Below are 24845 nucleotides of genomic sequence, written 5' to 3' on the forward strand. Positions count from 1 at the left end.
GTCATCGCGTGCCTTTGACCACACCGAGCGATTCCATCTTGCGCACCAGTTCCGCGACCGAGCGGGAATTCATCTTGCGCATGGCCTGGCCGCGATGAATCTTGGCGGTGATCTCTGCGATCCCCATCTCGGCGGCGATCTGCTTGTTCATAAGACCTCCGGCTACGTGCTGCATCACCTCGCGCTCGCGCGGCGTCAGGGCATTCCAGCCGTTTCTAACGGCCAGCAGCCTGCGCCCTTCCTCAAGCCGCTTGGCGTCGCCGTCCAGCGCGGCGGTGACCGCATCGATCATGTCCTGGTCGCGAAAGGGCTTGCTCAGGAAGTCCACGGCACCCGCTTTCATCGCCTTCACGGTCATTGCGATGTCGCCGTGCCCGGTCATGAAGACGATGGGAATCGGCGGGCGGGCGAGCTGGAGCAGGCTCTGCTGCAATGCCAGGCCGCTTTGGCCACGCAAGCGCACGTCCAGCACGAGGCAGGACGGCCCGTCGGCGCGCGCGGCGGTGAGGAATGCTTCGGTCGAATCGAAAGTGCGGACCTCCAGGCCGATGGAGCGCAACAGGCTGCCTAGCGCGCCGCGCACGAGCTCGTCGTCATCGACGATGTAGGCGACACGTGGCTCGTAGGCGAGGCGAGGGGAGGTCGGGAAGGCGGGGGCGGGGTGCATGGTTCGGTGGCTGGCGGAAGGGCTCAGACGTTCAAGGCCGCAGCGGTCGTCGCAGCGCCCGGGTCTAGGCGCGGCAGCGAGAACACGGCGCGCGTGCCCGTCGTCTCGCGCCGCAGCAGCGCGAGCGTTCCGCCGTGCGCATCGAGAATAGATTTGCAGATCGCCAGACCCATGCCCATGCCGTTGGCCTTGGTGGTGAACAGGGGCTGGAGCAGCTTGTCGGCGGTCTCGGCCCCGATGCCGCTGCCGACGTCGTCCACTGTGACCTGGGCGCGGCCTTCGTCGTCGGTCGCACATGCGAACCGCAGCAGCCGCGGGCCGTGCTCGAGCGCCGCCATCGCCTCGGCGCCGTTCATCAGGAGATTGACCGCGACCTGCTGCAGCTGGACGCGGTCGCCGCGCACCTGCACCGGTGCGTCCAGGCCTTGGAGTTCAAGCGCGACACCCAGGGATTCGAGCGGACCGGCGACCAGCGTCGCCGCTTCACGCAGCGCTTCGCCGAGGTCGAAGGGGGCGAACTGCGGCTCGGCGTTGCGGGCCTTGGATCGGAGGCTCTGGATGATGGTGCGCGCCCGCAGTGCACTCTTGCTGATGTGCGCCAGCATCTGGCGCGCTTCGTCGATGTCGGGCGTGCTGCGATCGAGCCAGCGCAGCGCGGCACTGGCGGAAGTGTCGACCGCTGCGATCGGCTGGCCGATCTCGTGGACGATGGAGGCGACGAGTTCGCCCATGGCCTTGAGGCGGCTGGCGCGCTCGAGTTCGGCGAGCGCAACGCGCAACTTCTCCTCGGCGGCGGCACGCTGCCGAATCTGATCAAACAGTTCGTCGTACAGGCGGGCATTTTCCAGGGCAAAGGCAGCCTGCGAGGCAATCACCTCCAACAGTTCCGCCTTGGCGCTCGTGAAGACATGGGCCGCGAGGTTGTTCTCGAGGTACAGCACGCCGACGAGGGTCGCTTGGCGCATCAACGGTACGCACAAGATCGAGCGCGGGCGCCGGCCGCGAACGTAGTGATCTTGTGCCAGGGATGGTTCCTCGCGCGCGTCGCCCACCACAAGGCGCTGCTGAGTGCGGGCGACGGCCTGGACGATCGATACCGGAAGAACCTCGCTGTCAAACGTAGACGATGCCTGCGTGACCGGGATGGCCCCATCGAGCACGCGTGCCTGCGCGCGCACCTGCCAAACGCCGTGACGCAGCAGCGCCAACGTGCCGCGTTCGGCGCCGGCACTCTCGAGCGCGGTGCGCAGCAGGGTGTCGACCATCGCAAGCGCGTTAGAGATGCGCAGTACTGCCTGCGCGTCGAGCGCCTGCAGACGGCTCGCTGCCAGCGTCGTCCAGGCCTCCTGCTCGAAGACGGCTGGGTGGGCAGCTTGCAGTTGCCGGACCTGCAGTTGCGCGAAAAACGCCTCCGCGGACGGCGCGGCGGTCGCCTGACAGCCTGTGGCACAACTGAGTGAGTCAAGCGCTTTGCGCAGCGAAGCGTCTTCATCGATTGCACAATCGCTCGGCCGCGTTGAATGATCAGCGCGGGTCGGATGTAAGTCCAAAGCGTGCTTGTTGAGGAAATTCATGAGGGTGCCACCTTCGGCTGAAGACTAGATGTAATTGTGAAACGTCGGCCATGCCGAATCACGGGGAGGGCGCTCCCAGAGGCACCAGCTCAGCTCCTTCTGGGTGCTGGGACCTCTGGGAGTGGCACGGAGACAGCGTCCACCCTCGCCAAATGATGTGTTTAAAATGCCGACTTGCATGAATCTCCTCTTTCTCGCGCGAATGGCCTTGGTATTCGTGTTGGTGCTTGGTCGGGCGCCGACTCAGGCGCAAAGCCCAACCGAGCCTCTAAGAGTTGCTTTCGTCTATGTCAGCCCCATTGGACAAGCCGGGTGGACCTTCGAGCACGAAAGGGCCCGTCGGTATCTCGATGCCGCTCTAGGCAAAAAGGTGAGGACAAGCTTCGTCGAAGCGGTGCACGAGGGAGCAGACGCCGAGCGAGTCATGCGCGACCTCGCGCAGCAGGGCAACCAGCTCGTGTTCGCGACCAGCTTTGGCTATGAGGTAGCGGTAACTCGCGTGGCGGCCAGCGAGCCGACCGTTCGGTTCGAACATGCAGGGGGCTACCGGACGGCCCCTAACCTGGGCACATACGACGTGCGCCTTTACGAAGCCCGTTGGCTCGCCGGATATTTGAGCGGTCGGGTGAGCAGAAGCGGCCAAGCGGGGTACGTTGCAGGCTACCCAGTACCCGAAGTGATCCAAGGCATCAATGCCTTCACCCTCGGTATGCGCGCAGCGAACCCGCGCGCGACCGTGCGGGTGATATGGCTCAATTCATGGTTCGACCCCGCGCTAGAGCGTGATGCTGCATTGACCCTTGTCAATGGGGGCGCCGACGTCCTCACGCATCATTCTGGCTCGACCGCTGTGCTACAGCTAGCCGAAGAAAAGGGGGTTCGGGCGGTTGCATATCAGAGCGACATGAGTGCTTTCGCACCGCGCGCACAGTTGGCAGCAGTTACAGCCGACTGGTCGAACTATTACCTGCAAGTCGCGAAGTCAGTCATCGACGGCACCTGGCTACCACGCGCAGACGTAGGCGGCATGAAGGACGGAATGGTCCGGCTAGCCGCCGTAGATCCTAAAGTTGGGCCAGATCTCGTGCGCGAACTCGCGCGGCGCGAGGCCGAGCTGGTCGCTGGTCGCGACGGGCCCTTCTTCGGTCGTTTAGTCGATCAGTCGGGGCGCGTGCGTCAACAAAGCGGAGTGATGCCGGATTCAGAACTCCGAACGGTAAACTGGTTCGTGGAAGGTGTGCAAGGGTCGTTGCCTGCCCATTGATACGATGGAAAGACGACAACAAATTCGCTTCTGCAAGGCCAAAGACGGCGTGCGCCTCGCCTTCGCGACTACAGGTCGTGGGCCGCCACTCATCAAGGTTGGCAACTGGCTTTCGCATCTCGAATACGACTTTTCAAGCCCCGTATGGGGGCATCTTTTAGAGATGCTGTCCGCACGGCACACGGTGCTCCGGTACGACCAACGGGGCACTGGCCTCTCCGACCGCAATGTCGATACGATCGACTTCGAGTCATGGGTGGATGACCTCGAAACCGTGGTCAATGCGGCCGGCGTCGGCTGCGCCCCAATTCTCGGGATCTCGCAAGGCGTTCCGATCGCGATCGCCTATGCCGCGCGCCATCCAGAACGGGTTAGCAGGCTGGTTCTTCATGGCGGATATTCGCGCGGTCGGCGTCGAAGGGGCGGCGGAACCTGCGTGGACGAAGAGTCCGAAACCTTTGCTCGGTTTGCCGAGTTGGGCTGGGAGCGAACCGACAGCTCTTTTCGACAGTTCTTCACTAATCAGTTTTTGCCGGACGCGCCCGTGGCGCAACAACGCTGGTTCAATGAACTCTCGCTGCTGTCTGTGTCGGGTGCTACTACCGGCCGGATGATTCGCGAGTTTGATCGCATCGACGTGTCGGACTTGTTGGAGCAGGTCAATGCGCCGACCTTAGTGCTGCATGCGAACGGCGACTTGAGGGTGCCGTTTTCGGAAGGACGGCTCATCGCCGCCCGTATTCGAGATGCGCAATTTGTTGCGCTCGACAGCAAGTATCACCTGATGATCGCCGACGACCCGGCGTGGATTCGGTGGGTGGGGGAAGTCAACCACTTCCTCGGCAGCGCTGACATAGACGAGACCATTCGCCGAGTCGCCCGCCTCACGGCGCGTGAGCACGAGTTGCTTGACCTAATGGCGCAGGGCCGGGACAACGCTCAATTGGCCGCCACCTTGCATCTCAGCGACAACACCGTGCGCAACCATATCACCAACATTTTCGCGAAGCTCGAGGCCGACAACCGTGCCCGCGCGATCGCGATGGCGCGTGACGCTGGGCTCGGATCCGGGTAGTCAATGGCGGGTATCCACTCCTACTCGGTCCCATGATAAATGAATGTCTGAGGTTGTTGCGTAGGAGCGCTCTCCGATTGGCTTTGCGGCGAGCATTTGTAGAATGGATCACTCAGATTCACCGCACTGCGGACGCACCGGAAAACCATGCCGAGCATGTTGATCGTCTATCACAGCCACTTTGGTCACGTGGCCCGCTTGGCCGAAGCCGCCGCGCTGGGTGCCGGTGAAGTGGAAGGCATGCGCATCGTGACAAAGCGTGTCCCCGAACTTGTTTCCGAGCGCTCCATTCGTCGGGCGGGTGGCAAATTGCAGCGCGATGTTCCTGTAGCCGAGGTCAACGACCTTGCCTGCTTCGATGCGATCCTGTTCGGCGCGCGCGCCCGCCTCGGCAGCATGTCTGCGCCGATGAGGGCGTTTCTCGACGCCTCGGCTGACATGTGGCTGCACGGTGCCCTGGAAGGCAAGCTGGGTGGGGTCTTCGCCTCGGTCGCGGTCAGTTGTGCCGGGCAGGATGTGGCCATGCTTGGGCTCCAGGCCACGTTGCTTCAGCATGGCATGGTGGTCGCGGGGCTACCCTACGAGCTTTCTCGTAGAGTCGGGCTGGGCGCCGCGAGCCCATTCGGCGCAACGACGGTGGCAGGCGTACGGGGAGAGCGCTCACCATCTGAGCAAGAACTCGACGTCGCGCGGCGTCAAGGCGCCCATTTGGCACGACTTTCCAGGCGACTGCACGGGTGATTCGGACATTTGCCGCCTGCAAACTAAAAAGCCCTTTCAAGCGAGCATTCAATCCGCAATCGTTTTCGTTCATGAATCGATTGATAAGCTATGGCAACGCTGAATGAGGCCTCGCATTCCCCCATCCAGTAGTCACATCGTTCGCGCCGCCTGAATTGACGCCCATTTCAGCGCGGCAGCCCGAATTCAGAGCGAATTGCGTCGCGCGCTGGCCCTTGCAGGCCGCGCGACGAGCCATTGGCTCGCATTACAGCCCTCATGAGCGGACCTGCTCATACAGTACCCCGCGTGCGAGGTAGATGTTCGCCAGCCCCAACGCGACGAAGGATCGCGTGGCGTTCTTGGCCAAGCCACGGTAGCGCACCTTGTCGAAACCCCACAGCCGCTTGACGACGGCAAAGACATGTTCAACGCGGGCCCGCACCTTGGACTTGATTCGGTTGACCGAGCGCTCGAGCTCCTCTATCGGACTGCCTTGCGCACTCTCTGGTTGGTCCAGTCAGCCGCGTACGGTGCCGTCGAGCGCATCAGCGCCTGCTGCGAGGAGTGGGCGCTGTCGCCCCAGACCCGCTGTTCTTGCCCGACTACGCCTGTTGATTGCTCGTCGGACTCTCCAGAAAGCGCGTAACGCTCGATAGAAACGAGGCGGGCTCTTCCGCCCAAGGCAGGTGACCGCTGTTTTCGAACACGACCATCTGGGAGTCGGCAATGCCCTCGTGAATCGCTTCAGCCTGAACGGGCGAACAGATGAAGTCGTGGCGCCCCACTAGCACTAACGTTCGCGCGCGAATTTCGCCCAGCCTCTCGCGCACGAGAAAACGCACGTCCGACTCCGACGTCGCCTTCATCGCCGCGACTGATATCCGAACGCTGCGCACATACTGTTGAGCCGCCTTGCATTGTTCGCTCTCGGGATCGAAGAAGTAGAGCGGCAGAGCGCCGGAGAGAAACTCGCTCAAGTCCTGATCTGAGTCGAGTTTCCTGGTGCCGGCGAAGAGCCGCGCCGCCTCCGAAAATCGCGGATCAATGGCCAGCGCCGGCAGCGTTCGTTGCACGTCTTGGACGGGCTCCACAACGCCAAGTTGCGCGTCCAACGCGATGAGATGTGACACATGCTGCGGGTACTTCAGGACGTAGTTCATCGCGATGAAGCCACCATGGGAGTGCCCCATCAACGCAAAGCGATCCAACTTGAGATGCCGGCGCAATACTTCGAGGTCGTCGATGAAGGAGCCAACATTCATTTCTCTCGGATCGGACGGTGAATCGGATCCGCCGCTTCCCTGGGGGTCGTGATGGACCACGGTGAACCTGCTTTCCAGCCGCGCAAGACCATCTTCATAGAGACCGCATCCGATGCCCCATCCCGGCGCCTGAACCATCAGAACGGGCCCTCTGCCCGCCACCTTGTAGCGAAGCTTGCGCCCGTGAATATCGAGGGTGTGTTCACCATGAGAGATCGCCATTTTTCAGTCCTTTTTGATGTGTGAAGTGAGTCTGCGATGCTTTCACTCTCGGCGTGTTGGGAAGCTGCTTGGCCAGCGTGGCGCTGAGACATCGGTGAAGCGCGTCGCGGCCGGAATGTAGCCCGTCATATCGTTTCCTCAAGCGAGTTTGTATTCGCACGTATCTAAGGACGTGGGCACGAAAGTTTGATTCGTTCCGCCCTCGGCGATACACCGAGATGCGGGCCGGTCGCGGGTGAAACGTAGTGTGCGAATTGCTCGTTTGGATACAGAGGCAAACGTGTTGTCCTCAGGAGAGGTTGGGGAAGGCCAACAATTCAGGCGCTCTCTACACGACCTCCCTCTGGGAAACACACGATGACTTCTACCGAAGAGATCCGAACGGCTGGGCGGCGCAAATACCGTCTGGTTCTGGACCACATGGTCATGGCGGGCCGCCCAATTTTGAACAATTCGCCATGGCCATCCTGGAGTCGACGCTCCGCTTCGAGATCGTTAAGGTCAAGGCGGGTGCTCCAGCCCCGTGGACCGGCGATTCAATTCGAAAAGACCGATTGCTCTCGACGTCAATACGCGGCGAGTGGCGCTGCCAGTTTCGCGCTGCGTCATATCGTGCTCGCGAAGCAATTGCTGGAGCCAGCCGTCTGGGCAACGTTTGCGGTGCGGCTGGGTCACGCAGCCCTCATCGAGCTGACTGTCGCTGCCTACAGCGTCCGATCACCGCGCGTAAATCACGCCAGTGCGTGCCACGCAATTGAGACTCGGGCGGCGGCAGGCATGGTCCTTGTTTGGGACGCATCGTCGCTTTGACGTGGGCAGAACGGCGCCGATCACGGCGACGCATCTCGACGTTTCGACCAACCAGCTGTCCCGGAGCGAACCGTGGGAGTTGCCGCGTGTGCTCAGATGAGGTACTAGGTTGCGCGAGCAACGACTTACGCGCCTAGCCGCGTTTGGCTATGGTGAACCGTTGTCTGCAGACTATCCCTGGGCCTTCGATAGCGGCCCGCGCGGAGAAAGCGTTCGCGCGTCCGCGACCTTCGGAAGGCGGTGGGACACGCGGACCGAACAGAGTCTCGGAATGCGTGCCTTAGAAGCCAATCGCACACAACCATGCTAGGTCCGCCCTGGCCTAGGCACCCTTGGGTGGAGGGGACGAATCAATTGCCGCCGTAGTTGTCGCTGTACGAGGGCAACTGTCCCGCCCTGTTGGCCTTCGCCAACTCGGAGCGACTCGCCTTGCGGCCGGCCGATCGCTCAGCGCGAGAAAGCTTGGTGGTCGGCGCGGGAATCGGGTCACCCTCGCCGGGCGTAAAGGTACGCGCGGCTTCGACCGCTTCGGGTTTGCGCGCTTGGCGGGCGGCCGCGCGCTCGGCCTTCGATGCTTTCGCCTTCGGCGCTGGAATCGGGTCTCCCTCACCCGGCATGAAAGTGCGCGCAGCTTCTACCCCCTCGGCTCTACGCTCTGCGCGGGTGACTGAATTGTCGATGGGCTGCGTCTGAGCGCAGGCGGTGAAGGCGATGATCTGTGCACCGACGAGGGCGCAGGTGGAGAGAAGCAATTTCATTTCAAATTCCTCAGTGTGTGAAAAGACAGGCATCTGACAGATACCCGGGAAATGGTCCCAACGTATGCGCATTTGCGCACGCAGGCAATGAAATCAGGAACGTGCGGTCTCGGCTATTGAACATAGGTTTAGGAGATACGTTCGTATGATTTGATGCTTCGAGGTCCTGCGTCCCCGTTCGCGTCTCTGGTTGCTCATCTGTGCGGCATCAACCGCGCAATAAGTAACGCTCGCAACGGGCGGCATCGACTACGGCAGGTGCGTCCAACGAGATGGCATCGAGCGGTGAAGTTTCGGCCAGGCAAGCGCTTGGAGCGATGAACCAGAGGCACATCTCCCAATCGCCAAGTGCAGGAATCAGTTCTTGGATCACAGCAGTAACAGATGACCGAGGTGTCATTGTCGATCGGTCGAATTGAAACAGCGGCAACACCGTGCGCGACCGCCAATTGAGGCTAAGCACTTCGCGGTCAACGATCCAGCGCGCTAGCTGTGAGATGGGCTGGTCCGTATGCATCATGAGCAAGGCGACGACCTCGTCAGAACCCAAAAGTCCACCCCTGGACGAGAAGGCCTGCTCCATTTCGCAGTACTGGCGCGCCTGCACCGTTTGCAGAAGTGCGGCAACACCGGGCCGGAACGTCGGATGGCTTGGGGAGCGGAGGGGAGGGTCGTTGGACGGAAGAACGAGGTTGGCGTGCATGATGGTTCCTGATCGGTGGATGCTCGCCGGCGAGGGCTGGCACGAGCAGAGGATGCATATGCAATTCAACAGAAATGCCCATCAACTTTCTACTAAACGAAGGTGTAGGTTTCTCCGCCCGAACGCCCCCAAACAGTCACGAAACGAGGGCCCGCCTGGACGCCGCGGGAAGGCCGCCGTCTGCAAGGCAGCCATGGCGGCGAAGGCCTCGAGGTGCAACGGTCCTGCGACGCGCCACGGGCCACGCGCAGGCACTCGGCGATCCGATGGCCCAGTCGCGCATCGGAGACGCTGAACGGACGCGCTTTGAGGACACCTGGGGGCCGTCGGGGAGGCCGCCACGGTTCGGTGTTGATGGATTGAGCAGACGCCCAATCCTTCCCATCGCCGCATCAAAGGCGCCCTGTGCGCTCGGGAACTACTACAGCAGCGACTCGGGCATCAGCGGCGACATCAACAAGTAGTAGAGTTTCTGTTTCAAGCTCGCTTCCGGCTCGGATGAATAGATCACATCCTTCTGGCCGTCACGTGTCGACCACCTTAGAGTGATCCCGTCTTCCGCAAACCGCACCCGGTACGAGTTCTGAAGCCTACTCACGTTGAAGATGCGTAGAAGTTCTCGCGCAAGCTCAGGGCTCTCAACCACAACGCCCATCTCGGTGTTCTGCGTTGCAGACCGGGGGTCGAGATTCATGGACCCGAGGTAGACGCGGGTTTGATCGATGGCCAGGGTTTTGGCGTGCAATCGGCCGAGTGACTTCCCGAAATCGTCAAAGCGCATATCGGAGGTGGTCCGCTTCGGACTCAGCTCATACAACTCGGCGCCGCTTCTGAGCAGACTCTCACGATAGCGTGCGTAGCCCGTGTGCACCAGCGGTTCGTCATTCGCGGCCAACGAGTTTGTTAGCAGCGTTACCTTCACATTTCGATCCGTCATGGCTTGGATGGCCATGACACCACGATCTCCTGGAACGAGATATGGCGAGGAGAGGTCAACCTGGTGCTTGGCATCGCGCATCATCTCCCAGACTGTCATTGTCACGCTGGTGGCAATCGCCTCTTCTGCGGTCATCGTTGTGGGCTTGGTCGGTGGATCAGCAATGGCGACCGCATGACCTCAGAGGAGGCCTAGCCGACCATCGTTCAGTTCTCCCGAGATTGGTCCATATCCCAGAATGTCCGACTTTGGAAGCATGAGCTTCGGCAATGGTTTGGCCATTTCAATTCTGGCCGCGAAGTCGACATCAACAAGAGAATTTTCGACCTTGGCGCTAACGATATCGGCGATGGGCCAAACTTGAACACTGTTCCAGTATGCGTAGAAGATTGTCTCGAGTTGCAGCACTACCTTGCCGACAATCAACGCATCCATGTCGATGAAGTTCTGTGTGTCGCTCAACACGAAGTACTCGTTGGCAATATTGCGACCACCGACGATTGCCATCACGCCATCTGCGATGAACAGCTTGTTGTGCATGCGATGGTTTAGCCGAGTCACGTCGAGGGGCGACGCCGCAAAGCGCGAAAGAAATCCGTCGCGCCCGCAGCAAAACGGATTGAAGAGGCGCACTGAAATGTTGGGAGTCCTGGAAAGTGCCAGCAGTAGTTGCTGGCTGTTCGCGGTGTAGAGGTCATCTACCAGAATTCGGACCTGTACGCCACGCAAGGCGGCTTCACGCACCGTCCGCAGAAGGAGACGACCTACTTCATCGTTCTCGAGTTGATAGTACTGGAGTACGAGCGAGCGTTGAGCCCGTTGCGCTAGTTGAATGCGTGCGTCAAGGGAGTACACCCCCAATGGCATCAGACGGAAGCCTGAATGCTCACCGGGCGGTGTTGACGCCTGTGCAACCTTGGCAAGCGTGGTCTTCCCGTCTGGCGCCTCGGCTTGTTCCGAGTCTCTTGCGCGCGGGTCGGGCAGGGAGCCACAGGCGCCAAGTGTCGCGAGAAGGGTGCATGCGAACAGGAAGCGCACGAGGACGAAGAGTTTCATGGTATTTCTTGCGGGAGTGGCATTTCTTGGGCGAATGCGCCCTGACGGAGAGGCGGGTTGACCAACCGGATAAATTTCTGAGCCAATTCAAGCCTTCGTGCTTGCTCGGAGGATGGAAAGTACAAGTACCCATCTGCTTTTTGTTTGCGGAAACACGGGTGCTGGACGCCTCTTCGATGCATGGCGTCTTGTGTTCATGAAGATCGATGCTCGTGTAAGTTCACGACCCTAAATTAGACTAGGGAAATGTCCTTGCGATATGTCTTTTGAAGGCTGTCTTGCGTGGCTATGTGTACGGAAGTCGATTCGATACAGTGACATACAAGGATCTTGTGAATCCCGACGGCAGGCACTGGTCTGACGGGCGAGCAGGGTGCGTGGGGGAATGGACCTCGCTGTCAACCATCAGCGATCCGTGTCGTGAGTTTCGGCCCTTTCGAGAATCGGCGCTGAGAACTCGATGGTCTGGTTGTGAAACGTAGTGTGTGCGCCTCCGAGACTGACACACAGGCACACAGAATTTCCTCTAAGTCGCGGAACGCGGCGAACAATTCGTTGGCTCTCTTCCCAATTTCAACCTTCTTCAAAGGACATGGTCATGAAGCTCTCCCGAATCGCCAGTGCCACCACATTCTCCGTCCTCGTCGCTCTCGTCTCAGGCCTGGCCCAAGCCGAGGAGTATCAAGGCGTCTTGCGGACCCAATCGACGCTCAGCCGCAGCGAGGTTCGTGCACAGGCGGTTGCTGCTGCGCACTCCGTGGATCCGTATTCGGAAGGCGCCTCTTCGGTAGTGGCCGCGGCACTTCCGTCTCCGCGCGACCGTTCCGTGGCTCAGAGTGAAGCCCGAGAAGTCGCTCATGCGCCGAGCCAGAACCTCTACGTCGAGGCCTTTGTGAACAGCCGGGTGCCGGTCCAGTACGGTATCCGCGGGGTGCTTCCGACGCGTCAGGCCGGGATCGCCGACGGCGTCACCTTGCGCTGAACGTCGGAACTCGCCGTGACCATGAAATCCAATGTGCTTCTCGCCGTCGCGGTCACCGCGGCCTCGGTGGGCCTCCTGACCTTCGCGGCGCCGCCGCCCGGCGGGGACATCGCCGACGGCGCCGCGCTGAGCGCACCCGAGTTCACGAGTATCGACCGTTGGTTCAACTCTCAGCCTCTCAAGCTGGAAGACCTGCGCGGCAAGGTCGTGCTCGTCGATTTCTGGACCTACACCTGCATCAACTGCCTCAACCATCTGCCTTACGTCAAGGACTGGAACGAGAAATACAAGGACAAGGGGCTGGTCGTCGTGGGCGTGCACACGCCGGAGTTCGCCTACGAGAAGTCCGCCAGGAACGTGCAGGACGCCATCAACCGATTGCAGATCAAGCACGCCGTGGCGCAGGACAACCAGTACGCCACCTGGAAGGCCTTCGACAACCAGTACTGGCCCGCGGTTTACCTGATCGACAAGCGGGGAAAGATCGTCTATTCACATTTCGGCGAAGGCAGCTACGGCGCGACCGAGAAAAAGATCCAGGCGTTGCTGGCCGAACAATCGCCAGCGTCGCCGTCGAAAGGGGGCTGAGATGAAGAAGCTCTGGGTCGCGCTTCTCTTTCTTGCGGGCGGCTTCGCGCACGAAGTGCGCAACCCCGTGAGTTGCCAATGCATCAACGCCCGCGAATTCGAAGGCGGGCGCAGACGCGGGCGCCCATGAATGGGCGGGACGCTCAGTCGTCCCGGGGCTCGACCGACGATGCGAAGACGTAGCCTTCGCTGCGGACCGTCTTGATGTACCGGGGCTCGCGCGCATCCTCGCGCAGACGCTGGCGCAGGCGACTCACCAGCAGGTCGATCGAGCGCTCGAAGAGTTCGGCCTCTCGGCCCTGGGTGAGGCTCAGCAATTGGTCGCGGGTCAGGACCTTTTGCGGATGGTCGAGAAACACGCGCAGCAGCCGGTACTCGGCGCCGCTCAGGGCCATCATCGTGCCGCTGTCGTCCAGCAAGTGGCGCGCCACCGTGTCCACCTGCCAGTCACCGAAGGCCAGCTTCTGGCTGGGTTCGACCGCGCCCATATTGGGCGGCAGCATGCGCGTGCGGCGCATCACCGCGCGCAGGCGCGCGAGCAGTTCGCGCGCGGAGAAAGGTTTGGCGAGGTAGTCGTCGGCGCCCATCTCCAGGCCGAGGATGCGGTCGGCTTCCTCGCTGCGCGCGGTGAGCATCAAGATGGGCGTCGCCTTGTACTTGCCGGTACGCAGGTCGCGGCAGAGCGTCAGTCCGTCTTCACCCGGCAGCATCAGGTCGAGAATGATCAGGTCGAAGGGGCCCGATTCCTCCAGCGCCGCGCGCATGTGCCGGCCGGTGGGAACGGCGACAACGCGCAAGCCGTTCTTGACCAGGTAGGAGGTGAGCAGCTCGCGAATTCCCCGGTCGTCGTCGACGATGAGGATGTGGTCGGAGGTCTTGGGGGTCATGACGGTGAGGGTGTGTGAGGTGCGCCGTACCCGCAATGTAGCCTGCCGGTTGCACGCCGGATGCGGGTTTGTATTCGCAAGTATCCGGCAGCAAGCGTCGATACGCGGGCATACGCAAGATGCTCCGGCGCGGTCGAAGGGGGCCAACAATCCAGCCGTTCTCCATTCAACCCTCCCCCAGGAACACCGCATGACCTCCACCGAAAAGATCCTCTATACCGGAAAGACCCGCACCACCGGCGGCCGGGACGGCGCCTCCACCAGCAGCGACGGCCGTCTGGACGTCAAGCTGTCGCCGCCCGGCGGCTCCGGCAACGGCACCAATCCCGAGCAGCTATTCGCCGCCGGCTGGTCCGCGTGCTTCATCGGCGCCATGGGCCTCGCCGCGGGCAAGCTCAAGCTCAAGCTGCCCGTCGACCTGGCCGTCGATGCTGAGATCGACCTGGCCAACGCCGAAGGGGCCTATTTTCTCAAGGCCCGCCTGAACGTCAGCGTGCCCGGCTTCGAGCCCGAGGTCGTCCGGTCGCTGGTGGATGCGGCGCATCAGACCTGCCCCTACTCCAAGGCCACGCGCGGCAACGTCGACGTCACGATCAACGTGGTCTGAGCGCTCGCCGGCGGGGCCGAACCAAGGATCTTCCATGTCGCTCATCGCTGCTCGACATATTGCGATACACGGGTGGGGCCTTCCGCCAGGGCCGAGGTCTATAAACGAATCAATGGCCACACCCTCCAGCCCCGCTCATCCTGCCGCGAGTACCAGAAGCGGCGCCGGCGGCCGTCTGCGCCGCCTGGTGCCGCGCACCCTCTTTTCCCGCGTGACGCTGATCATCGTGGTGGGCCTGGCGATCGCCCAGCTGCTGACCTTCGCCAGCATCCGCTACGAGCGGGACATGGCCATGCGCGAGCTGATGATGATCGGCATCGAACGCGACATCGCGAGTTCGGTCGCCCTCCTCGATCGGCTGCCCGCCGCGGAAAGGGCTGGCTGGCTCGAGCGGCTCGAGCGGCGCAACTACCGCTTCGTGCTGAGCGGCGTGGCTGAAGGGGTGGATCCGACATCCCGGCTGTCGCAGCAGTTCGCCACAGCCATCGTCGACGCGATACGGCCGTTCCAGATCATCAAGGTTGGGCAGGTGACCCGGCCCCCCGAAGGCCTGCAGATCCAGGTGCGGCTGACCGACGGCTCCTCCGTGGTGATCCACGCGATGCGGGTGGGCATGCCGATGTCGCCCTGGGTGATCTGGGTGTTGGTGATCCAGCTGCTGGTGCTGGCGATCTGCGCCTGGTTCGCTGTCCGGCTGGTCACGCGGCCGCTGGCCGACCTGGCCGCCGCGGCCGATGACCTGGGGCCCGACCTCAGGGTGCAGAAGCTCACCGAAGAAGGTCCCACCGAGGTCGCGCACGCGGCACGCGCCTTCAATGCGATGCAGCAGCGCATCGGCGGCTACATGTCGGAACGGGTGAAGATCCTGGCGGCCATTTCGCACGACCTGCAGACACCCATCACGCGGATGCGGCTGCGCACCGACCTGATGGACGATGCGCACGACCGCGACAAGTTCCGCCAGGACCTCGATGAGATGAACTCGCTGGTGCGCGAGGGCGTGACCTATGCGCGCACCCTGCACGGCGCCACCGAGCCGGCGTTGCGCATGGATGCCGACGCGCTGCTCGAAAGCATGGTGGCCGACTACGAAGACGCCGGCAAGCGGGTGCGACTCGAAGGACGCGTCGGCGCGCCCATCGTCGGCCGGCCGAACGCGCTGCGCCGGATCGTCATGAACCTGGTCGACAACGCGCTGATATTCGGCAGCGATGTGCGCCTGCGGGTGCAGACCTGCGACGGCCGGCTGGCCATTGCCGTGGTCGACAACGGCCCCGGCATTCCGCCCGACGAGCTGGAGGCGGTCCTCAAGCCCTTCTACCGCGTCGAGAGCTCGCGCAACCGCAGCACCGGCGGGACGGGTCTGGGCCTGGCGATCGCGCACCAGCTCGCGATGGCGATGGGCGCTGAACTGGCGCTGCGAAACCGCTCTGAAGGCGGGCTGGAGGCGCGCTTGACCCTGCCCACCCGACCCGCTGCCTCGAACTGAGCCGCTCTGCACGGCGACCCCACCATGCTGATCCTCCTCTTTGCCTACCTGGGCGGGGTGCTCACGATCCTGAGCCCTTGCATCCTCCCCGTGCTGCCGTTCGTGTTCGCACGGGCCGACCGGCCATTCCTTTCGCACGGCCTGCCGATGCTGATCGGCATGGGCCTCGCTTTTGTCGCCATCGCAACGCTGGCGGCGGTGGGCGGCGGCTGGGTGGTCACGCTCAACGAGTACGGGCGCCATGCGGCGATCGCGATCCTCGGCCTCTTCGGCTTGACGCTGTTGTTCCCGGGCCTGGCCGGCCGACTGAGTCGGCCGCTGGTGGCGCTGGGACTTCGCCTGGCCGAGTCGCGACACGACGGCGTGTTCTCGCCGCTGCTGCTGGGTGTCGGAACGGGCCTGCTGTGGGCGCCCTGCGCGGGGCCAATCCTGGGGCTCATCCTGACGGGTGCGGCGATCAACGGCGCGAGTGCCGGCACCTCGCTCCTACTGCTGGCCTATGCGACCGGGGCCTGTACCTCGCTGGCTGCGGCGCTGCTGTTCGGTGGGCGCTTGTTATCGGTCATGAAGCGTTCGCTGCCCACCGGCGAATGGGTGCGTCGCGCGGCCGGTGCGGCCGTGCTAGTGGGCGTGGGCGCTATCGCGCTGGGGCTGGACACGGGCCTGCTCGCCCGGCTGTCGGTCGGCACCACGTCGGCACTGGAGCAGGCGTTGCTGGAGAAGATCGAGAGGCCGAAGCCGCAACCGGGACGTGCCGACACGAGCGGCCGGCAGGAAGACCAGGACGCGGGCTTCGTGCGTACGGCCGCCGCAACGCCCGAGCCCTCGATGGCGCCGGTGCGCAAGCCGGGGGTGGAGGGCGACTTGCCGTCGCTGGCCGGTGCGACCGAATGGATCAATTCGCCACCACTGACGCCCGAGGCGCTGCGCGGCAAGGTCGTGCTGGTCGACTTCTGGACCTATTCGTGCATCAACTGCCTGCGCACGCTGCCCTACGTGCGTGCGTGGGCGCAGAAGTACAAGGAAGCGGGCCTGGTCGTCATCGGCGTGCATTCGCCCGAGTTCGCCTTCGAGAAGCGCGCTGCCAACGTGCGCGAGGCGACGAAGGAACTGGGCATCGACTTCCCGGTGGCGTTGGACAACGATTTCAAGATCTGGCGTGGCTTCGACAACCAGGCCTGGCCCGCGTTCTATTTCATCGATGCCCAGGGCCGGATGCGCCATCACCAGTTCGGCGAGAACGGGTATGAGAAGGCCGAGCAGATCATCCAGCAGTTGCTGCGCGAAGCGGGGCAGCGCGACCTGCCGTCCGATCGGGTGGCACCGAAGGGGTATGGCACCCAGGCCGCCGCCGGCTCCGAGCTCGCCATGTCGGGCGAGACCTATGTGGGCACCGAGCGCGCGAACGGCTTCACCTCTCCTGGCGGCCTCCTGAGCGGCCGCGCGCATGTCTACCAGCGGCCCGCCGCCCTGCGCACCAACCAATGGGCGCTCGCCGGCGACTGGACGGTCGAGGCCGAGCGCGCGGTGTCCAACGGCGCGAACTCCCGCATCGCCTACCGTTTCCAGGCGCGCGACCTGCACCTGGTGCTCGGCCCCGCGGCCGATGGCAAGCCCGTGCGCTTCCGCGTGCTGGTCGACGGCAAGGCGCCGCTGGCAGACCATGGTGCGGACACCGACGAACAGGGCTACGGGACCATCGAGGCGCAGAAGCTCTATCAGTTGGTGCGCCAGCAGAAAAACGGGAGAGATCGCTTGTTCGAGATCGAATTTCTCGACCGTGGGGCCCAGGCCTACGCGTTCACGTTCGGTTGATGTTGCCTCACGGACATGCTCGAAGACACTTCGGGAAACTTCCACCAAGCGATTGGCCTCCACTGCGGACGTCCGGGCCATTGAGACACGAATCCGATCATCAAGTCCTGGGATGACTTGACCACCCCGCGAGGCTTTTCGTTCGTCCGGTTGAACAGCGGAAAGGCATAGGGGGCAGCGAATGGGTTGCAAGATCATGGCAACCTATTGGAGCTCAGCGTCCATGGAGAAATGATGCGAGCACTATTTGCTATGACCTACCTCGGCACGCCGTGTGCATACGGGGCGGACTTCAGTTTGTGTGACCGTCTCAAGCGTCGTTGGAGATCCGAGATCAAGAGGAGATTTCTGACGTCGCCGATCGTACTTGTGCCCCGGACCTGCCGGATTCCTTGGACTGGAAGTGCTACCTGCAAGAGTTGGAACGCGCTGTGCCCGGTGTGTATAGCTTCCAGTTCATCGATCGGGTTCGCGAGCTCTGGTTTCTCTCTGCAGGGATAAAGGCCCACGTGCAGGAATTGCTCTTGGCGGCGTATGAGCGGGCGCGTCGGCGGAAGTGGAAGGTTGTTTCTTGGGAGATGGTGGTCGATGCGTATCACTCAGCAAAGCTCTCTGCGACGCGCGAGGAGGTTGAACAGCTGATTGCGTATTCAGCCACCGGGAAGGAGCCTTCCAGGGACTTCGGCGACTTGGCATGTCCATTTGAATCCGCCCGAGAAGTGGCATACCGGAAGTCTCTTGCTGAGGCGTACCTGAAGCCACTGGGGGAGGCTTTGACCCACGCGAGTTTGTCCCCTCGCGAGGCTCGCGCTCTTGCAGACGTGAAGAAGGACGCCAGAGGGAAGCAGCGTGTTGCAGGCAGTAAGGGTGATGCGCGTAGCGCCGCTGGATTGTTGGCGAATGCCGTGTCTGTGCTTGCGCCGAAGAGGGCGCGGCCCCTCTGACTGAAGGTCAGCCGTGATTTGATCGAAGGCGGAACGAGGGCCTGAAAAACAAGGGCCAACTTTACCTAACTGGCGAGGGTCAAAAAACCCGAGAGCGACAGGTACTTAGCGGAGGTGCCGGGGCAAACTTTATTCTCATTCTAGAGGCCAGAGCTCTACAAAGACAATAAAGTTCGCCCGAGTACATGAGTTCCCGCTCGCGCCAGCGGCCCTGTTGCAGATGAAACCGAGGCGCATTTCAACAGACATGCCGACGAATGGCGAGCCGGCTCCCGCTGTCAATGGCGGGCCGCCGCCGAGAGGATCAAGGTCGCGACCTCCTGCGGATGCGACAGCAGCGAGACGTGGCTGGATGGCAGCTCGATGGTGCGTGCATTCATGCGCTTGGCCATGAAGCGCTGCAAGTCGGGGTTGATCGTGCGGTCCTCCGTGGACACCGCGTAGTAGGTGGGCTTGAGGCGCCAGGCAGCAGTGGTCGTGCGTGCGGCCGGCGTGGCCTTCGACATGCGGCCCTGTACGGCGTAGTAGGCGCGCGCCTCGGCGGCCGGAAGGTCGCCGGCGAAGTCGCGGACAAACGCCTCCTCGGAGAGCTGGCCGTAGCCATCCGTGCCCCACACGATGCCTGCGCTTGCCGGAGGCGTGGGGAAGCGGCCTGCGAGCTCACCGTAGTTCTCGCCCGCATCGGGTGCGCGCGCTGCCACGTAGACGAGGGCAGTCACCTTCGGGTCCACGCCCGCCTCGCTGATGACCATGCCGGCATACGAATGAGCCACCAGCAAAGTAGGCCCCTGCTGCAGCGCCAAGGCGCGCCGGGTGGCCTCGACGTCGTCTGCAAACGAGCTCAGCGGATTCTGGACAGCCATGACGTTCAGCCCGGCCTGCTGGAGCAGCGGAATGACCTTGCCCCAACTGGAGCCGTCGGCAAAAAGGCCGTGCACCAGCACCACGTTTCGCGCGGCGGGCGTGTTCTGGGCGAAGACCTTGTTGGCTCCGAGCGCGGCCACGGACAAGGCGGCAAGCGAACCTGCGAAGTTGCGACGATTCATCATTTCATGGCTCCTGGTGTTGTTGGGTGGTGCTGACTGTGATGCGCTGCGGTTGCGCGCCCGTTGCGTGGTCCCCCATTTCTGCTACAGGCGAAGTGGAGATCGTTTCATTTGCAATTCGCAACGAGGCTGACCTCGTGACGGTCTTGTTTCAACTGACATTGCACTCGCTACAGATGTCGCGAATCGCTGCGCCTCCGCAATCCGTGCGCAACCGCACAACTTGACCATCGAACCACGAGATGAAACGTCAAGGAGCGAGCGATGAACCACCCAAGCTATTCGAAGCCGGTCGCGAGCTACGAACTGCGCTTCCAGTCGCTTCTCCGCCAGGGGCGGGGCTGGGCCTTTCCTTGCGATGCCGAAGGCCACGTCGACATGGACGCCTTGAGCGAACGTGCGCGCATCAACTACCTCTTCGCGCGTGCACTCGTGGGTATCGACCTGGATACACCGCGGGTTCGACCGAGCTGATTGCCCGCTAGCTCGCCCTCCAACACAGCCTTCAGACAAGGACCGGAATATGCATGTATCGACGATCGACATTCGCGAAGCCGCAGCGCCGGCCTTGTTCTATCTGCGCCCGAACTGGGGTCGCCCTGTAGAAGCGGGCGCAAGAGACCTGGACTTTCTTGCTCTGGCAGAAGGCTACCGCGCGTTCGGCGGCATCGCGGCCAGCGCCGAAATGGCCGGGCGCTTGCCGGGGGCAGGCATTTCGCGGCTGGCCCGAGGCATCGTTGCGCGAGAGGTGATCAGTTTCGAATGGCGCGGCGAGTACTGGCTGCCGCGCTTTCAGTTCGAGGGCGAAGGACTCACAGTGGCTGCGGATGCGGCCCTCCTGATTGCGGAACTCGCCGCCGCGCTGGATGACGGCGAATTGGCGCAATGGTTCGTGACGACCAATGCGTGGCTGGGAGAACGCGTACCGCTGCAGGTGATGCCAACGGACTTCGAACGTGTGCATGACGCGGCGCGCTCGTTCCGCTTTGCATGCCGCGACTGAGGCGCCAGACGACAAGGACTCACGATGAAGAACGACAGCATTTGCACGCATCACCGAGCGGCTTCACCTACCGGCGTCGCCGCCGTCATCGGTGCCTTTCTCTGCCTGTCATTGGCCGGCTGTGGCGATTCGAAGCCCCAGGGGACTGTGGCACAGGCTCCGGAAGTCGAGGTTGTCACCGTTCACCGCCAGGCTGTGCCGGTCCGCACGGAGCTTCCAGGGCGCACCGTGGCCCATCTCGTCGCGCAAGTGCGCGCACGCGTCGATGGAATCGTGCTCAAGCGCGAGTTCGAGGAGGGTTCGGACGTCAAGGCCAACCAATTGCTCTACAGGATCGATCCTGCCCCGTATCGCGCAGCACTGGACAGCGCGCAGGCCTCGCTGCAGAACGCGCAGGCCCGTCTGGTGTCTGCGACCGCGCTGGCGCAGCGCGACAGGCAGCTCATCGCCGCGAACGCGGTGAGCAAGCAGGACCTGGACAACGCCGTGGCAGCGCAAGGGGAGGCGGAAGCAATGGTCGCCTCCGGAAAAGCGGCGGTGGCGACCGCGCGCATCAACCTGGCCTACACCGACGTGGTGTCGCCCATCAGCGGTCGCGTCGGGATTTCGCAGGTCACGCAGGGCGCGTACGTGCAGGGAGGCGTGGCGACGCTGCTGTCCACCGTGCAGCAGCTGGATCCTATCTATGTCGATCTCAATCGCTCCAGCCTCGCGGGCCTGCAGTGGCGCCGTGACATCGTGTCCGGAACGCTCAGGGTCGGCGGTCCGGACGCGGCAAAGGTCCAGTTGACACTCGAGGACGGAAGCCAGTATCCGTTGGCCGGAAAGCTGGAGTTCACCGACGTCACGGTCGACTCGGGCACGGGCTCGGTCACGGTACGTGCGGTGTTTCCGAATCCCGACCATGTGCTGCTGCCCGGGATGTTTGTGCGCGCCAGCATAGAGCAGGGCGTGGACGAGCATGCGTTGCTGGTGCCGCAGGTGGGCGTGACGCACGATCCGAAGGGCCAGGCCACGGTACTCGTCGTCGGCGACGACGACAAGGTCGCGCTGCGCACCATCCAGGCGACGCGAACCTCCGGAGACCAATGGGTGGTCGACGGCGGCCTCGAGGACGGCGAGAAGGTGATCGTTGCCGGGCTCCAGAAGGTGAAAGACGGTGCGCTGGTGCGAACGGTGGAGAAGCTGCCGCCGGTCGCTTCCGCCGGGTTGCCGGGCGCACAGTCTGATCGTGTCGTGGCATCGGCCGCAAAGTAGGCGAGGAGCGGACCATGGCCAGGTTCTTCATCGGGCGCCCGATCTTCGCGATCGTTCTCGCAATCCTCGTGATGCTCGCGGGAGCGCTGTCGATCTTCACGCTGCCCGTCGAGCAGTACCCGCAGATCGCGCCGCCCACGGTGCAAGTCGCCACCAGCTATCCCGGCGCGTCAGCCACGACCGTGCAGGACACGGTGGTGCAGGTGATCGAACAGTCGATGAGCGGCCTCGACCACTTGCTGTACCTGTCTTCGGTCAGCGACGACACCGGTCAATCGACCACGACCCTGACGTTTGCGCCCGGGACCAATCCGGACATCGCGGAGGTGCAGGTACAGAACAAGCTCCAGCTCGCCACGCCACTGCTGCCGGCACAGGTGCAACAGACCGGCGTGCGGATCACCAAGTCCAGCAGCGCGTCGCTGCTCGTGGCGGCCTTCGTATCGACGGATGGCAGCATGAACAAGTTCGACATCGCCAACTACGTGGCGTCCCATGTCCAGGATCCGCTGAGCCGTCTCGAAGGCGTCGGCAACCTGAACGTGTTCGGCACGCAGTACGCGATGCGCATCTGGCTCGACCTTCAGAAGCTCTACGGTTACTCCCTCACGCCGGTCGACGTGACCAGCGCGGTGTCGGGCCAGAACGTCCAGGTGTCCGGTGGCCAGTTGGGGGGCGCACCGGCCGTGGGAGACCAGCAGTTGACCGCGACGATCACCGCCGCCACGTTGCTTCGCACGCCGGAGGACTTCGGCGCGATCCTGCTCAAGGTGCAGCCGGATGGCTCACAGGTGCGCCTGCGCGACGTTGCGCGCATCGAACTGGGTGCCGAGAACTTCGCGGTAGACACCCGGTACAACAGCAAGCCGGCTGCGGCGATCGCGGTGCAGCTGGGCACCGGCGCGAACGCCCTGCAAACGGCCGATGCGGTGCGGGCGCGCATCGATGAGTTGTCGAGATACTTTCCGCCGGGCCTGAAGGTGGTCTATCCCAATGACTCGACGCCCTTCATCAAGGAGTCGATCAAGGAAGTCGTGAAGACCTTGCTCGAGGGCATCGCGCTGGTCTTCCTGGTCATGCTCCTCTTCCTGCAGAACATCCGCGCGACGATCATCCCGACGATCGCGGTGCCGGTGGTGTTGCTTGGGACTTTCGGCGTGATGGCAGCGCTCGGGTTCACCGTCAACACCCTTTCCATGTTCGGACTCGTGCTGGCGATCGGCCTGCTGGTGGACGATGCGATCGTCGTGGTCGAGAACGTGCAGCGCGTGATGGAGGAAGAGGGCCTGTCCGCCGCCGAGGCGACCCGCAAGGCCATGGGTCAGATCTCCGGCGCACTCGTCGGCGTGGTGACGGTGCTGTGCGCAGTGTTCGTGCCGGTCGCGTTTTCCGGCGGGACGGTGGGAGCGATCTACCGGCAGTTCTCGCTCACGATCGTCGCGGCGATGCTGCTGTCGGTGCTTGTGGCGCTCACGCTCACACCGGCTCTGTGCGCGATGCTCCTGAAGCGCTCCCCGGAGGGTGCCGAGAAGAAGACTGGCTTCTTCGGCTGGTTCAACCGCCGCTTCGAGCGCTCGCGAGAGCGCTACGCGAGCGGCGTCCGCCATGTGATCCTGCGCTCGGGCCGCTGGCTCGCGATCTACGCGGTGCTCGTCGCCGCGGTGGGGTGGCTGTTCGTGCACCTGCCGACTTCCTTCCTGCCGACGGAGGACCAGGGCTTCATGTACATCCAGGTGCAGACGCCCCCGGGTGCGACGATGGAGCGCACGGGTGGCGTACTCGCGGACATCGGGAACTACCTGGCCAATGAAGAAAAGGCCACTGTCGAAGGCAGCCTCGTGGTCAACGGGTTCAACTTCGCGGGCCGTGGACAGAGCCAGGGACTGGTGTACGTCCAGCTCAAGGACTGGCACCAGAGGCAGCATCGCGACCTTGGTGCGGCTGCCTTGTCCGCCCGCCTGGCCCGGCACTTCGCCTCGTACAAGGACGCGCTCATCATCCCGATCACGCCGCCAGCCATTCAGGGGCTGGGGACTGCCTCCGGCTTCGACTTCGAGCTGGAAGATCGCGGCGGCGTGGGTCAGGAAAAGCTCACGCAGGCATTCGACAAGCTGCTGGCCCTCGCATCGCACGACCCGGACCTCGCGCTGGTGCGGCGCAACGGACTCGCCGACAACCCGACCTTCCGGGTGGACGTGGATCGCGAAAAGGCGAGCGCTCTGGGCGTGGCGATTACGGACGCCGACCAGGCCTTCTCGATCGCGTGGGGTTCGAAATACGTCAACAACTTCCTCGATACCGACGGCCGGATCAAGAAGGTGTACGTGCAGGCCGATGCACCGTTTCGCATGAATCCCGAGGATCTGGACCAGCTCTACGTTCGCAACGCGCAGGGCGGGATGGCGCCGTTCTCTTCGTTCTCGAAAAGTTCGTGGACCTTCGGCCCGCCGCAGCTGCAGCGCTACAACGGAGTGCCTGCGATCGAGATCCAGGGCCAGGCCGCGCCGGGGCGCAGCACCGGTCAGGCCATCGCAGCGATGGAGCGCCTGATGAAGCAGATGCCGGAAGGCATTGGCTACGAGTGGACCGGTGTTTCGCTGCAGCAGCAACAGTCCGGCTCGCAGGCGCCGTACTTCTACGCGCTGTCGATCCTGGTGGTGTTTCTCTGCCTGGCGGCGCTCTACGAAAGCTGGGCGATTCCGTTGTCCGTGATCCTGGTCATTCCGCTGGGCGTGCTGGGCGCGCTCGGTGCGACCACGTTGTCAGGCCTGACCAACGACGTCTACTTCCAGGTCGGCTTGCTGACCACGATCGGCCTGTCGGCGAAGAATGCCATCTTGATCGTGGAGTTCGCACGCGAACTTCAGGCCACGGGCCGCAGTGCATTCGATGCCGCGATAGAGGCTGCGCACATGCGACTGCGGCCGATCGTCATGACCTCGCTGGCCTTCGGCCTCGGCGTGCTCCCGTTGGCCTTGGCCAAGGGCGCGGGTTCGGCGAGCCAGAACGCGATCGGCGTTGGCGTGATCGGCGGAATGGCCACGGCGACGTTCCTCGCCATCTTCTTGATCCCGATGTTCTATGTCGTGATCGCAGGCAGGCTGGCGCGGCCGAAGCACGCTTCGGAGCCGACGCATCCGCCGCCGGTCGCCAACTCAACCCTCGAAGGAGTCTGA

The 24845-nt window shown here is 63.2% G+C and carries 22 protein-coding genes and 2 pseudogenes; 14 read left to right on the forward strand and 10 right to left on the reverse strand.

All coding sequences use genetic code 11. The features are described 5' to 3' along the window. Position 1 precedes the first annotated feature (1 nt). Both QTI68_RS08605 and QTI68_RS08610 read right to left on the reverse strand, forming a co-directional pair. A complete protein-coding gene (locus tag QTI68_RS08605) occupies positions 2–667 on the reverse strand; it encodes a response regulator transcription factor (RefSeq protein ID WP_286520963.1) in 666 nt (221 codons plus the stop codon). A 23-nt stretch (positions 668–690) separates the two neighbouring features. Continuing rightward, positions 691–2067: pseudogene (locus tag QTI68_RS08610) on the reverse strand (sensor histidine kinase); the annotation flags it as partial. Between the two features lie 352 nt (positions 2068–2419). Here QTI68_RS08610 and QTI68_RS08615 point away from each other — a divergent pair. From QTI68_RS08615 to wrbA, 3 genes are all read left to right on the forward strand, one after another. Next, positions 2420–3505, forward strand: coding sequence for a BMP family ABC transporter substrate-binding protein (locus QTI68_RS08615; protein ID WP_286520964.1), 1086 nt, complete (start codon positions 2420–2422; stop codon positions 3503–3505). A 4-nt stretch (positions 3506–3509) separates the two neighbouring features. Further along, complete coding sequence (locus QTI68_RS08620; protein WP_286520965.1) at positions 3510–4580, forward strand: alpha/beta fold hydrolase; 1071 nt, start codon at positions 3510–3512, stop codon at positions 4578–4580. 156 nt (positions 4581–4736) lie between these two features. Continuing rightward, the gene (wrbA, locus tag QTI68_RS08625) at positions 4737–5321 is read left to right on the forward strand and encodes an NAD(P)H:quinone oxidoreductase (protein WP_286520966.1); all 585 of its coding nucleotides are present in this window, start codon (positions 4737–4739) and stop codon (positions 5319–5321) included. Positions 5322–5577: 256 nt separating this feature from the next. Here the strand turns inward: wrbA and QTI68_RS08630 are convergent. The 6 genes and pseudogenes from QTI68_RS08630 to QTI68_RS08655 form a co-directional block, all read right to left on the reverse strand. Further along, positions 5578–5763: pseudogene (locus tag QTI68_RS08630) on the reverse strand (transposase); the annotation flags it as partial. Between the two features lie 142 nt (positions 5764–5905). Next, positions 5906–6787, reverse strand: a complete 882-nt coding sequence (locus QTI68_RS08635; protein ID WP_286520967.1) for an alpha/beta fold hydrolase — start codon at positions 6785–6787, stop codon at positions 5906–5908. Between the two features lie 1160 nt (positions 6788–7947). Further along, complete coding sequence (locus QTI68_RS08640) at positions 7948–8355, reverse strand: hypothetical protein (RefSeq protein WP_286520968.1); 408 nt, start codon at positions 8353–8355, stop codon at positions 7948–7950. Positions 8356–8563: 208 nt separating this feature from the next. After that, positions 8564–9058 (reverse strand): hypothetical protein, encoded by a 495-nt coding sequence (locus QTI68_RS08645; RefSeq protein ID WP_286520969.1) that lies wholly within the window; start codon positions 9056–9058, stop codon positions 8564–8566. Between the two features lie 421 nt (positions 9059–9479). Then, positions 9480–10130, reverse strand: coding sequence for a phospholipase D-like domain-containing protein (locus tag QTI68_RS08650; RefSeq protein WP_286520970.1), 651 nt, complete (start codon positions 10128–10130; stop codon positions 9480–9482). A gap of 45 nt (positions 10131–10175) precedes the next feature. After that, positions 10176–11051: a phospholipase D-like domain-containing protein gene (locus tag QTI68_RS08655; RefSeq protein WP_286520971.1), complete on the reverse strand. Its 876-nt coding sequence runs from the start codon at positions 11049–11051 to the stop codon at positions 10176–10178. Between the two features lie 598 nt (positions 11052–11649). Between QTI68_RS08655 and QTI68_RS08660 the strand changes: the two genes are divergently transcribed. Genes QTI68_RS08660 through QTI68_RS08670 form a run of 3 tightly spaced genes read left to right on the forward strand, consistent with a single transcriptional unit; the run spans position 11650 to position 12751 of the window. Then, positions 11650–12033 (forward strand): hypothetical protein, encoded by a 384-nt coding sequence (locus tag QTI68_RS08660; RefSeq protein WP_286520973.1) that lies wholly within the window; start codon positions 11650–11652, stop codon positions 12031–12033. Positions 12034–12054: 21 nt separating this feature from the next. Continuing rightward, the gene (locus QTI68_RS08665) at positions 12055–12621 is read left to right on the forward strand and encodes a thioredoxin family protein (RefSeq protein ID WP_503011649.1); all 567 of its coding nucleotides are present in this window, start codon (positions 12055–12057) and stop codon (positions 12619–12621) included. A 1-nt stretch (position 12622) separates the two neighbouring features. Further along, positions 12623–12751 carry a hypothetical protein gene (locus QTI68_RS08670; protein WP_286520976.1) on the forward strand — a complete coding sequence of 43 codons (129 nt, stop codon included), beginning with the start codon at positions 12623–12625 and terminating at the stop codon, positions 12749–12751. A gap of 13 nt (positions 12752–12764) precedes the next feature. On the opposite strand, the gene QTI68_RS08675 is transcribed toward QTI68_RS08670, so the two are convergent. Then, a complete protein-coding gene (locus QTI68_RS08675) occupies positions 12765–13508 on the reverse strand; it encodes a response regulator (protein WP_286521550.1) in 744 nt (247 codons plus the stop codon). A gap of 190 nt (positions 13509–13698) precedes the next feature. Here QTI68_RS08675 and QTI68_RS08680 point away from each other — a divergent pair, with 190 nt between their 5' ends. From QTI68_RS08680 to QTI68_RS08695, 4 genes are all read left to right on the forward strand, one after another. Continuing rightward, positions 13699–14115, forward strand: coding sequence for an organic hydroperoxide resistance protein (locus QTI68_RS08680; RefSeq protein WP_286520977.1), 417 nt, complete (start codon positions 13699–13701; stop codon positions 14113–14115). Positions 14116–14227: 112 nt separating this feature from the next. Next, a complete protein-coding gene (locus QTI68_RS08685) occupies positions 14228–15604 on the forward strand; it encodes an ATP-binding protein (protein WP_286520979.1) in 1377 nt (458 codons plus the stop codon). A 24-nt stretch (positions 15605–15628) separates the two neighbouring features. Next, complete coding sequence (locus QTI68_RS08690) at positions 15629–17419, forward strand: cytochrome c biogenesis protein DipZ (protein ID WP_286520981.1); 1791 nt, start codon at positions 15629–15631, stop codon at positions 17417–17419. Positions 17420–17739: 320 nt separating this feature from the next. Then, on the forward strand, positions 17740–18363 hold the full coding sequence (locus QTI68_RS08695; RefSeq protein WP_286520982.1) for a hypothetical protein: 624 nt from the start codon (positions 17740–17742) through the stop codon (positions 18361–18363). 278 nt (positions 18364–18641) lie between these two features. Here the strand turns inward: QTI68_RS08695 and QTI68_RS08700 are convergent, their stop codons facing one another. After that, positions 18642–19409 (reverse strand): alpha/beta fold hydrolase, encoded by a 768-nt coding sequence (locus QTI68_RS08700; protein WP_286521551.1) that lies wholly within the window; start codon positions 19407–19409, stop codon positions 18642–18644. A gap of 264 nt (positions 19410–19673) precedes the next feature. Here QTI68_RS08700 and QTI68_RS08705 point away from each other — a divergent pair, with 264 nt between their 5' ends. The 4 genes from QTI68_RS08705 to QTI68_RS08720 are packed head-to-tail and all read left to right on the forward strand — an operon-like array spanning position 19674 to position 24845. Next, positions 19674–19883 carry a hypothetical protein gene (locus tag QTI68_RS08705; protein ID WP_286520983.1) on the forward strand — a complete coding sequence of 70 codons (210 nt, stop codon included), beginning with the start codon at positions 19674–19676 and terminating at the stop codon, positions 19881–19883. A gap of 49 nt (positions 19884–19932) precedes the next feature. Then, positions 19933–20412 carry a hypothetical protein gene (locus QTI68_RS08710; RefSeq protein WP_286520985.1) on the forward strand — a complete coding sequence of 160 codons (480 nt, stop codon included), beginning with the start codon at positions 19933–19935 and terminating at the stop codon, positions 20410–20412. 24 nt (positions 20413–20436) lie between these two features. Next, positions 20437–21669 carry an efflux RND transporter periplasmic adaptor subunit gene (locus QTI68_RS08715; protein WP_286520987.1) on the forward strand — a complete coding sequence of 411 codons (1233 nt, stop codon included), beginning with the start codon at positions 20437–20439 and terminating at the stop codon, positions 21667–21669. A 14-nt stretch (positions 21670–21683) separates the two neighbouring features. Further along, entirely contained in the window at positions 21684–24845 is a 3162-nt protein-coding gene (locus tag QTI68_RS08720; RefSeq protein WP_286520988.1) for an efflux RND transporter permease subunit, read from the forward strand.

The sequence above is a fragment of the Variovorax sp. J31P207 genome (assembly GCF_030316965.1).
Lineage (GTDB): Bacteria > Pseudomonadota > Gammaproteobacteria > Burkholderiales > Burkholderiaceae_C > Variovorax > Variovorax ginsengisoli_B.

Excerpts from the sequence above, each read along its gene's own strand:
- QTI68_RS08615 (WP_286520964.1), top strand. The coding sequence starts at position 2,420 with ATGAATCTCCTCTTTCTCGCGCGAATGGCCTTGGTATTCGTGTTGGTG.
- QTI68_RS08710 (WP_286520985.1), top strand. The coding sequence starts at position 19,933 with ATGCATGTATCGACGATCGACATTCGCGAAGCCGCAGCGCCGGCCTTG.
- QTI68_RS08655 (WP_286520971.1), bottom strand. The coding sequence starts at position 11,051 with ATGAAACTCTTCGTCCTCGTGCGCTTCCTGTTCGCATGCACCCTTCTC.
- QTI68_RS08665 (WP_503011649.1), top strand. The coding sequence starts at position 12,055 with ATGAAATCCAATGTGCTTCTCGCCGTCGCGGTCACCGCGGCCTCGGTG.
- QTI68_RS08700 (WP_286521551.1), bottom strand. The coding sequence starts at position 19,409 with ATGAATCGTCGCAACTTCGCAGGTTCGCTTGCCGCCTTGTCCGTGGCC.
- QTI68_RS08650 (WP_286520970.1), bottom strand. The coding sequence starts at position 10,130 with ATGACCGCAGAAGAGGCGATTGCCACCAGCGTGACAATGACAGTCTGG.
- QTI68_RS08605 (WP_286520963.1), bottom strand. The coding sequence starts at position 667 with ATGCACCCCGCCCCCGCCTTCCCGACCTCCCCTCGCCTCGCCTACGAG.
- QTI68_RS08640 (WP_286520968.1), bottom strand. The coding sequence starts at position 8,355 with ATGAAATTGCTTCTCTCCACCTGCGCCCTCGTCGGTGCACAGATCATC.
- QTI68_RS08675 (WP_286521550.1), bottom strand. The coding sequence starts at position 13,508 with ATGACCCCCAAGACCTCCGACCACATCCTCATCGTCGACGACGACCGG.
- wrbA (WP_286520966.1), top strand. The coding sequence starts at position 4,737 with ATGTTGATCGTCTATCACAGCCACTTTGGTCACGTGGCCCGCTTGGCC.
- QTI68_RS08645 (WP_286520969.1), bottom strand. The coding sequence starts at position 9,058 with ATGCACGCCAACCTCGTTCTTCCGTCCAACGACCCTCCCCTCCGCTCC.
- QTI68_RS08635 (WP_286520967.1), bottom strand. The coding sequence starts at position 6,787 with ATGGCGATCTCTCATGGTGAACACACCCTCGATATTCACGGGCGCAAG.
- QTI68_RS08705 (WP_286520983.1), top strand. The coding sequence starts at position 19,674 with ATGAACCACCCAAGCTATTCGAAGCCGGTCGCGAGCTACGAACTGCGC.
- QTI68_RS08720 (WP_286520988.1), top strand. The coding sequence starts at position 21,684 with ATGGCCAGGTTCTTCATCGGGCGCCCGATCTTCGCGATCGTTCTCGCA.
- QTI68_RS08685 (WP_286520979.1), top strand. The coding sequence starts at position 14,228 with ATGGCCACACCCTCCAGCCCCGCTCATCCTGCCGCGAGTACCAGAAGC.
- QTI68_RS08690 (WP_286520981.1), top strand. The coding sequence starts at position 15,629 with ATGCTGATCCTCCTCTTTGCCTACCTGGGCGGGGTGCTCACGATCCTG.
- QTI68_RS08660 (WP_286520973.1), top strand. The coding sequence starts at position 11,650 with ATGAAGCTCTCCCGAATCGCCAGTGCCACCACATTCTCCGTCCTCGTC.
- QTI68_RS08670 (WP_286520976.1), top strand. The coding sequence starts at position 12,623 with ATGAAGAAGCTCTGGGTCGCGCTTCTCTTTCTTGCGGGCGGCTTCGCG.
- QTI68_RS08680 (WP_286520977.1), top strand. The coding sequence starts at position 13,699 with ATGACCTCCACCGAAAAGATCCTCTATACCGGAAAGACCCGCACCACC.
- QTI68_RS08715 (WP_286520987.1), top strand. The coding sequence starts at position 20,437 with ATGAAGAACGACAGCATTTGCACGCATCACCGAGCGGCTTCACCTACC.
- QTI68_RS08620 (WP_286520965.1), top strand. The coding sequence starts at position 3,510 with ATGGAAAGACGACAACAAATTCGCTTCTGCAAGGCCAAAGACGGCGTG.